The 7807-nt window shown below is 69.6% G+C and carries 7 protein-coding genes; 4 read left to right on the forward strand and 3 right to left on the reverse strand.

The window, feature by feature from the left end; translation table 11 throughout:
• The coding region (locus tag F563_RS0120785; protein ID WP_019016447.1) for a transposase at window positions 1-285 on the forward strand (285 nt) is incomplete at its 5' end.
• A 12-nt stretch (window positions 286-297) separates the two neighbouring features.
• On the opposite strand, the gene F563_RS0120790 is transcribed toward F563_RS0120785, so the two are convergent.
• Window positions 298-1668, reverse strand: a complete 1371-nt coding sequence (locus F563_RS0120790) for an ABC1 kinase family protein (protein ID WP_019016618.1) — start codon at window positions 1666-1668, stop codon at window positions 298-300.
• Window positions 1668-3491, reverse strand: coding sequence for a M3 family oligoendopeptidase (locus F563_RS0120795; protein WP_019016619.1), 1824 nt, complete (start codon window positions 3489-3491; stop codon window positions 1668-1670). Before F563_RS0120795 ends, F563_RS0120790 begins: the two co-directional genes overlap by 1 nt.
• Window positions 3492-3579: 88 nt before the next feature.
• Here F563_RS0120795 and F563_RS0120800 point away from each other — a divergent pair, with 88 nt between their 5' ends.
• Window positions 3580-5289: an AMP-dependent synthetase/ligase gene (locus tag F563_RS0120800; protein WP_019016620.1), complete on the forward strand. Its 1710-nt coding sequence runs from the start codon at window positions 3580-3582 to the stop codon at window positions 5287-5289.
• Between the two features lie 165 nt (window positions 5290-5454).
• Here F563_RS0120800 and F563_RS24220 read toward each other — a convergent pair whose 3' ends face one another.
• Entirely contained in the window at window positions 5455-5883 is a 429-nt protein-coding gene (locus tag F563_RS24220; RefSeq protein ID WP_019016621.1) for a hypothetical protein, read from the reverse strand.
• Window positions 5884-6401: 518 nt separating this feature from the next.
• On the opposite strand from F563_RS24220, the gene F563_RS0120810 reads away from it, so the two are divergent.
• Both F563_RS0120810 and F563_RS0120815 read left to right on the forward strand, forming a co-directional pair.
• On the forward strand, window positions 6402-6929 hold the full coding sequence (locus tag F563_RS0120810; protein ID WP_084596762.1) for a PEP-CTERM sorting domain-containing protein: 528 nt from the start codon (window positions 6402-6404) through the stop codon (window positions 6927-6929).
• Between the two features lie 632 nt (window positions 6930-7561).
• On the forward strand, window positions 7562-7807 hold a 246-nt coding region (locus F563_RS0120815), incomplete at its 3' end, for a transposase (protein WP_019016623.1).

Genomic DNA, 7807 nt, shown 5'->3' on the forward strand with positions numbered 1-7807 from the left:
CTCAAGCCGGGCGACGTCGTCGTGCTCGACAATCTCGGCAGTCACAAGGGCGTCGCCGTCCGCCGCGCCATCCGCGCCACCGGCGCCCACCTGCTGTCCCTGCCGCCCTACAGCCCGGACCTGAACCCGATCGAGATGATGTTCGCCAAGCTCAAGACCCTGCTGCGAAAGGCCGACGAGCGATCCATCGCCACCGTATGGCACCGCATCGGCGCCCTGCTCGGCGAGTTCTCACCCACCGAATGCGCCAACTACTTCCGGCACGCAGGCTATGCTTCAGCGTAAATGGATCAGGCTCTAGGCGGCTGCCGGCACCCCCGCCTCGGCCAGCGCCGCCTGCTGGCGCGCATCCACCGTCGCGGTATCGAAATCGGCGATCAGCTCGTTGAACAGCCGGTGCCAGTTCAGCTCGGCCTTGAGCCGCAGGAACACGCTGCCGAGCCCGATCGCCGCGCGGTCCATCAGCACGAACTCGCGCGGCGGCTTCACCCCGCCGATGCGCTTCAGCCCCGCGTGCACCTGCATCGCCACGCGCCGGCCGAACTGCGGATCGTCGGACTCCTGGATGCGCCGCGGGCGGTCCTCCATCAGCGGCTCGTAGAGGAACTCGGCCCAGAGGTTCAGCACCGCCATCTTCTCGTGGGTGAGGTCCTTGAACCCCCACACCGTGTAGGCGTGGTGCGCCTTGTCGATGTCCTTGTCGCGCATCGCCTCGTAGAGATCGATCACGCCGCGGATGAACCGCGCCTGGAACACCCGGATGCATCCGAAGTCGAGCAGGTTCATCCCGTCATCGGCGCGTGCCTGGTAGTTGCCCATGTGCGGGTCGCCGTGGATCACGCCATAGCGGTAGAGCGGCACATACCACGCCTTGAACAGGTTGAGCGCGAGCCGGTTGCGCGTCTCCTGCGGCGGTTCCTCCTTGATGCGGTCCATCAGCGGCCGGCCGTTGAGCCAGGTCATCGTCAGCAGGCGCGGCGTGCAGTAGCCCTCGATCGGCATCGGCACGTGCACATCGGGCTCGTCCGCCAGCATGATCCGGTAGAGCCGCATCTGCGCGGCCTCGCGCGCGTAGTCGAGCTCCTCGCGCAGCCGCTCGGAAAGTTCCTCGTAGATCTCCTCCTGCTGGATCGCGTTGTCCATGCGGCGATAGACCGCGATCGCCAGCTTGAGTTGGCGCAGATCCGCCGCGACCACGCTCGCCATGTCGGGGTATTGCAGCTTGCAGGCGACAGTCCGGCCGTCGGGCAGGGTCGCCTTGTGCACCTGGCCGAGCGAGGCGGCGGCGGCGGCCTCGCGGCCGAAGCTCGCGAACTTCGCCTGCCAGTCGGCGCCGAGCTCGGCCTGCATGCGGCGGTTGACGAAGGGCCAGCCCATCGCCGGCGCGTTCGCCTGCAACTGCGACAGTTCGGCCGCGTATTCGTCCGGCAGCGCGTCGGGGATGGTCGAGAGGAATTGCGCCACCTTCATCAGCGGGCCCTTGAGCCCGCCGAGGATCGCCTTCAGCTCGCCGGCGTGCTCGGACCGGTCGCTCTTGAAGCCGAACAGCCGCTCGCCGGCCACGCGCGCGGCGATCCCGGTCACCGCGCCCGAGGTGCGCGCCATCCGGCGCAACTGGCCGAACAGCGAGGGCCCCTCCTCCCGCGCCACCGGGGCCTCGCGCGCCATCAGGCCATCGCCTGTTCGAGCTCGTCGATGAAGCCGCCGATCACGTCGAGCCCCTTGGTCCAGAAGGCCGGATCGGAGGCATCGAGCCCGAAGGGAGCGAGCAGCTCCTTGTGCCGCTTGGTGCCGCCCGCGCGCAGCATGTCGAGATACTTCACCTCGAAGCCCGGATGGCCGTCGCGGAACACGCCGTAGAGCGCATTCACCAGGCAGTCGCCGAACGCGTAGGCGTAGACGTAGAACGGCGAGTGGATGAAGTGCGGGATGTAGGCCCAGTAGAAGCGGTAATCCTCGGCGAAGCGGAAGGCGGGGCCGAGGCTCTCGGTCTGCACGCCTATCCAGATCTCGCCGAGCCGCTCGGGCGTGAGCTCACCCGTGCGCCGCTCGTGATGCACGCGCTGCTCGAAGCGGTAGAACGCGATCTGGCGCACGACGGTGTTCAGCATGTCCTCGACCTTGCCGGCGAGCAGCACGCGGCGGCGCTTGGCGTCCGTCTCGCCGTCCAGCATTGCCCGGAAGGTCAGCATCTCGCCGAACACCGAGGCGGTCTCGGCGAGCGTCAGCGGCGTGCCCGACATCAGATAGCCGTTCGGGCCAGCCAGCACCTGGTGCACGCCGTGACCGAGTTCGTGCGCGAGCGTCATCACGTCGCGTGCGCGGCCATGGTAGTTCAGCAGCAGATACGGATGCGCCGAGGGTACCGTGGGGTGCGCGAAGGCGCCCGAGGCCTTGCCCGGTTTCAGCCGGGCATCGATCCAGGGGCGGGTGAAGAACCGGTCGCCCACGTCCGCGAGATCATCGGAGAAGGCGCGATAGGCGCTGCGCACGCGCGCGCAGGCCTCGGCCCAGGGGATCTCGCGGTCATCGTCCTCCGGCAGCGGCGCGTTGCGGTCCCAGTATTCCAGCTTGTCGAGGCCGAGCCAGCGCGCCTTCAGCGCGTAGTAGCGGTGCGAGAGTCGCGGGAAGGACGCCGTGACCGCGGAGACCAGCGCCTCGACCACCTCGTCCTCGACCATGTTCGAGCGGTTCCGGTAGCTCTCCGGCTTCGGATACCGCCGCCACGTGTCGATGATCTCCTTGTCCTTGGCGAGCGTGTTGGTGACCAGTGCGAACAGCCGCACGTTTCGGCCCAGGCTCTCGCCGATCGCGTGCGCCGCCGCCTCGCGCCGGGCGCGGTCGGCGTCGGAGAGGCGGTTGAGCGCGGCCGAGAGCGTCAGCGCCTCGCCGTCCACGGGGATGCGCAGATCGGCCAGCGTCTCGTCGAACAGACGGTTCCAGGCGGCGCGGCCCGTCACCTCCTTCTCGTGCAGCAGCTTCTCGAGTTCGTCGGAGAGCTGGTGCGGGCGGAACACGCGCAGGTCGCGCAGCCATGGCCGCCACTCCTCGAGCGCGGTGCCCGCGATCTTCGCCTCCAGCGCGGCGTCCTCGATCCGGTTCAGCTCCAGGGTGAAGAAGATCAGGTGGCTGGAGATCGCGGTGACCCGCTCGTTGCAGCCCTGGTAGAACTTGCCGATCGCCGGGTCGGTCGCGTCCTCGGCGAAATGGAGCTGGGCGTAGGACATCACGCGGCCGAGCGTCTCCTCGATGCGCTCGAAGCTGGCGATCGCGGCGGCGAGCTCGCTGCCCGAGAGGGAGGCGAGCCGGCCCTGGTAGCGTGCGGCGAAGGCCTTGGCCTCGGCCTCGGCGCGATCGAGATCGGCCTTGATCTCCGGGCTGTCGCGGCCGGGGTAGAGGTCGGTGAGGTCCCAGGCCGGCAGGTCGGAGGCGGTCTCGCCGCCGGGAACAGGGGCTTCGGGCGCGGCAATCCGGGGGGCTGGGGCCGTCACGGGCTTGTCCTGGCTGGGTGTCGGGGCCACACGGATATGGCACGTCGGGCATGGGCCGCAACCGGCCCGGGCTGAGGGAGGGGTCACGGTGGCGCGCGAGTATCCGGACTGGCCGAACTGTGCCGCGCTGATGTTCGCCTGCGCGCGGCGCTACGGCGACCGCCCGGCGCTGTGGGCCAAGCGGGAGGGCGCGTGGCGACCGACCGTCTGGCGCGAGGTCGGGCGGCAGGCGGCGTCGCTGGCGCGGGCCCTGCGCGCGCGCGGCGTGGCCGCCGGCGACCGGGTGGTGATCGTCTCCGAGAATCGGCCCGAGTTCCCGGTCGCCGACACCGCGATCATGGCGCTGCGGGCGATCTCGGTGCCGACCTACACCACCAACACGCCCGCCGATCACGCCCACATCCTGCGCGACTGCGGCGCCCGCGCGGTGATCGTCTCGACCCGCGCGCTGGCCCGGCGCGTGCTCGAAGGCGCGGCCGAGGCCGGCGGGCTCGACCTGTTGGTGGCGATCGACGATCCGGGGGAGACCGCCATCCCCGTGCTGCGCTGGGCGGAGGCGGTCGCCGACCCCTCCCCGCCCGACGACATCGAGGCCGAGGCCGCGCTGATCCCGCGCGAGCAGACCGCCTGCCTGATCTATACCTCCGGCACGGGCGGCACACCGAAGGGGGTTATGCTGCCGCACCGGGCGATCCTGTCGAACTGCCGCGGCGCATTCGAACTGCTGCGCCCGCTGAACCTCCAGGACGAGACCTATCTCTCCTTCCTGCCGCTCTCGCACTCCTACGAGCACACCTGCGGGCAGTTCTTCCTGCTGTCCGTGGGATCGCAGATCCACTACTCGGCCGGCGCCGACCGGATCGCCGCCGAGATGCTGGAGGTCCGGCCCACGGTGATGACGGCGGTGCCGCGGCTGTTCGAGGTGATCCGCAGCCGCATCCTCGCCCAGGTCGAGCGCGAGGGGGGCTGGAAGCAGCGGCTGTTCGACCTCGCGCTGAGCCAGGGGCTGAAGCGCGTGAAGGGCGAGTCGCTCGGCCTGCTCGGCCTGATCGACCCGCTGCTCGACCGGCTGGTGCGCGCCAAGGTGCGGGCACGCTTCGGCGGGCGGCTCAAGGGCATCATGTCGGGCGGCGCTCGGCTCGACCCCGAGATCGGGCGGTTCTTCCTCGCCCTCGGCATTCCGATCATGCAGGGCTACGGCCAGACCGAGGCCGGCCCCGTGGTCGCCGCCAACCCGCCCGACCGCATCCGCATCGACACGGTCGGCCGGCCGCTGCCGGGGGTGGAGGTGCGGATCGCCGAGGACGGCGAGATCCTGGTGCGGGGCGAGCTCGTCATGCAGGGCTACTGGGGCAATGAGGAGGCCACGAGGGCCGCCATCACCGAGGATGGCTGGCTGCGCACCGGCGATGTCGGCGCGCTGGACGCCGACGGGTATCTGCGCATCACCGACCGCAAGAAGGACTTCATCAAGACCAATGGCGGCGACATGGTCAGCCCCGCCCGGGTCGAGGGGCTGTTGATGCAGCAGCCCGGCATCGCCCAGGCGGTGGTGGCGGGCGACGGCCGGCCGCACCTGGTCGCGCTGATCGTGCCCGCCGAGGGCGCCGACGAGGTGGCCGTCACGCTGGCGGTGGAGGCGGCGAACAAGCGGCTGTCGGTGGCGGAGCGGGTGCGCAAGTGGCGGCTGGTCGAGCCGTTCACGATCGAGAACGGCATGATGACCCCGACGCAGAAGATCCGCCGGCCGGCGGTGCTCGGCCAGTATCGCGAGGCGGTCGCAGGACTGTACCGTTAGCCGTTGATCTTGCGGACTTTAAGCACTTTAAGCTTTACCGCTTTAAGGCTTTAACGAGGCTGCGCGCCGATCGTGGCCCCGCGGACGATCGGCGCGCCTCCTCACCCTACCACGCCCCCGCGCCAGGATCCGACGCGCAACGGCGGTCGGCGTGCTGGCGTCAGGTCAATCCGTGCTGCCCGGAGGCACGGCCGAGGCCGCGTGCGCGTCGCCTGCGGCAGGGGGACCGGGCGTCGCCGGCACCTGCGGCGGCGGGCAGCCCTTCTCGCGCGCCGCGAGGTCCATCGCGTCGCGCTCGCCCTTCATCGCCGCGATCGTCTCGGACCGATCCGTCGTCGCCGCCAGGCCGAACAGCGCCGGCCACAGCAGCACGACACCGACCGTCATGAAGGCGGCATCGGCGTTCGCGTTCTCGCGCTGCATCGCTTCGATGCGCGCCAGTTCGGCATTCACTCTGGACCGCTCCTCGTTCAACTGCTCGCACGTGAGGGCGCGATAGGGCGTGGCGCTGGCGAATTTCGGCTGGATGCTCTCCGGCCTCTTGGCGCAGGCCGCCACCATCGCCACCGCGATCAGTGTATGCAGAACCTTCATGGAGGATCCCCCTTCGACCGAGCGTTCCGTCCCGCCTCCGCCGCCGCCCGGCGAGCCATCGGCGCGAAGGTCACGCGGTTGCGGGCGAGGAGCGGAGAGCCGCTGACTAATCCTCCGTTACGTCAGTCCTGGACGCATGTGCCGCCGTCGCGTCCCGATGGCGCACGCCGCGCAGCCGCGGCGCGGCGGCCGGACCCAGAGCGATCGGATTGTTCGTGCTCAGTGCAGAAGGGGAACGCGGTCTGGCGCGCCAGGAGCAGCCGCCCGGCGCATCGCCGCAGGCCGGCACGGATGACGCCGCGTGCGTCTCCCTGTCTCTCGGACTTTACAGTTGCCCGTGCGGCCGCAGCGGGCCCGGGCGTGAGTCACTGACAAGGAAAGCTCGTTTTTTGCAACGTTTGTATGCTGAACGTTTGCTGAGCGGTGCACTGGCGATCTTCGGTGCGCGTCCGTGCGGCGCCGTCTGCGGCTGCCGGATCGGCAGGCATCCCGCAGACGCGAGAGGACGACATCCCTCCATGCAAGCCATCCGGACACTGGCATTGGCCGCGTTTGCGAGCCTCTGGTCGCTGTCGGCCCAGGCGGCGCTGCTCGACTTCACCTTCACCTTCTCCAACCGCGCCTTGGGCCTGAACGGCACCGTCACGGGCATCGTGCGCGGCCTCGCCGACAATGACACCTCCGCGGCGGGTAGCGTCGAGATCCTCTCGAACACCGACGGGTTCGGGCTGGGCGAATATGTGGGCAGCCCGACCACCAACACCTGGACCGTGGCGGCGGGCGCCATCACGAGCTTCGACTTCGTGGCCTTCGGGCAAAACAACACGGCCCCGGCCGTCACCTGCTGCACGCTGTTCCTCCAGAGCCTGACCGTGAACGGCACCGGCCTGTTCAACGACCCGAACGGCGGCCCCTTCAGCCTCGCGCCCAAGGACATCGTCTTCACGCGCGCGACGACCGCCGTGCCCGAGCCGGCCTCGGCGCTGCTGTTCGGGGGCGCGCTGGCCGCCGCCGCCCTGCTGCGCCGCCGGCCCACGACCGCCTGAGCGCGTCTCCGCCGCGCGGCTTCCGGTTCCTGGCCACGCGGCGATGGTCCTGGGGCGCGGCATACGGAAGGACGGGCCCAATGCCCCCAGGCCCGCCCGCGCCAGGCGCTGTCGTCCCGCGCGCTGCCGCGACGGCACTCGTCGACGATGATGAGGTCGAAGACGCCCTTCGGGTAGGCGCGGAGGATGGCAGGGGCGTCTTGCGGGGGCGCTTGGGGGGCGTCAGAGCGCTACGACGTCGGCGGCATGACTGGGGGAGGCTCTACAACCCTATCAGCGCTCTCGACGCTAGTTCTCGTTCCAGCAATTAAGGAACGCCAGTTACGTAGGGTGGACTCAGCATCCGCGACAGCCTGCTGTTGCTCGCCGACCTCGTCAGCAGAAAGCTCGCGGACCGCCACACCGCCCTCAAGGTTCTGGATCACGACCATACGGATGGGACCAGCGACTCCGCCTGGATTGGTATTGATCGTGTGCTGGAGTGTCCAGGTCGCAAGAAAAACCGCCTCGCGGACAGTTGGTTGCGTAGGCGAAAAAACGTCAAGTAGGGTCCGGACCCATAAAGTGTTTTGAGCGACGCGGGGTGGTGTGATTTTGAGGGGGTTCCCTTTGCTGCGATGGAGGGAACCGGGATGAGCGATCTCTTCTGGCTGAGCGAGGCGCAGATGCGTCGGCTGGCGCCGCTGCTGCCGACGGATACGCGCGGCAAGCCGCGGGTGGACGACCGACGCGTGATCAGCGGCATCGTCCATGTGCTGCGGTCGGGTTGCCCCTGGCGGCACGCGCCACGCGAGTACGGGCCGCCGAAGACGCTGTACAACCGCTACGTCCGCTGGGCGATCAAGGGTGTGTGGCGGCGCATCTTCGAGACGCTCGCG

Origin of the sequence: Elioraea tepidiphila DSM 17972 (genome assembly GCF_000378465.1) — a bacterium.
Lineage (GTDB): Bacteria > Pseudomonadota > Alphaproteobacteria > Acetobacterales > Acetobacteraceae > Elioraea > Elioraea tepidiphila.